This window comes from Rhizobium sp. UBA1881, assembly GCF_002338015.1.
GTDB lineage: Bacteria > Pseudomonadota > Alphaproteobacteria > Rhizobiales > Rhizobiaceae > Rhizobium.
Map to the genome: position 1 here is coordinate 1 of NZ_DDHH01000146.1, position 1,129 is coordinate 1,129.

The window sequence follows — 1,129 nt, forward strand, 5'->3', positions numbered from 1 at the left end:
GCTGTCGATCGTGCAGATGCCCGGCGGCATCCCGGTTGGAACGCTGGCGATCGGCAAGGCCGGCGCCATCAACGCGGCACTTCTGGCCGCCGCGGTTCTGGCACTGTCGGATGAAGACCTAGCCGACCGGCTTGACGAATGGCGCGAGAGCCAAAGTGCGGCGATCGCCGAATACCCGATGGACGACCTATGAGCATGACAACGATCGGCATCATCGGCGGCGGTCAGCTTGGCCGCATGCTGGCCATGGCTGCCGCCCGCCTGAACTTCCGCACCATCATTCTCGAGCCGCAGGCCGATTGCCCGGCAGCGCAGGTCGCCAACCGGCAGATCGTCGCAGCCTATGACGATCCCGCAGCGCTCGAGGAACTGGCGACCGTCTGCGACGTCGTCACCTACGAATTCGAAAACGTCCCCGTCTCCGCAGCCGAAGCGTTGGCGCAGACCGTGCCGGTCTATCCGCCGCCAAAAGCGCTGGAAGCCGCCCAGGACCGTCTCGTCGAAAAGCGCTTCATCAATGATTGCGGCATTCCGACCGCGAAATTCCACGCCGTCGACAGCCAGGCCGACCTCGAAGCCGCCCTTGCCGATTTCGGCGGCCAGGGTGTCTTGAAGACACGCCGCCTCGGTTATGACGGCAAGGGGCAGAAAGTCTTCCGTTCAGCCGCCGATAGCGCCGATGGCGCCTTTGCCGAGCTCGGCAGCGTCCCGCTCATCCTCGAGAGCTTCGTGGCTTTCGAGCGCGAGATCTCGGTCATCGCCGCCCGCGCCACCGATGGCAGCGTCGCCTGCTACGACCCGGCCGAAAACGTGCACCGCAACGGCATCCTGCATACATCGACGGTCCCGGCATCAATCACCGACGCCACGGCAGCCGCCGCGCGCGAGGCCGCAGAGAAGATCCTGACCACGCTCGGCTATGTCGGCGTCATCGGCATCGAGTTCTTCGCGCTCGCCGACGGCAGCCTGATCGCCAACGAGATGGCGCCCCGCGTGCACAATTCCGGACACTGGACGGAAGCGGCCTGCGTGATCTCGCAGTTCGAGCAGCATATCCGCGCAGTCGCGGGCCTGCCGCTCGGCAACGCCGATCGCCACTCCGACTGCGTGATGCAGAACCTGATCGGCG

2 protein-coding genes are annotated in these 1,129 nt (G+C 65.7%); both read left to right on the forward strand.

The window, feature by feature from the left end; genetic code table 11:
- A partial coding sequence (locus B3605_RS17590) for an AIR carboxylase family protein (RefSeq protein WP_296435275.1) occupies positions 1-193 on the forward strand: 193 nt, incomplete at its 5' end.
- A partial coding sequence (locus B3605_RS17595; RefSeq protein ID WP_296435277.1) for a 5-(carboxyamino)imidazole ribonucleotide synthase occupies positions 190-1,129 on the forward strand: 940 nt, incomplete at its 3' end. The genes B3605_RS17590 and B3605_RS17595, both read left to right, overlap by 4 nt.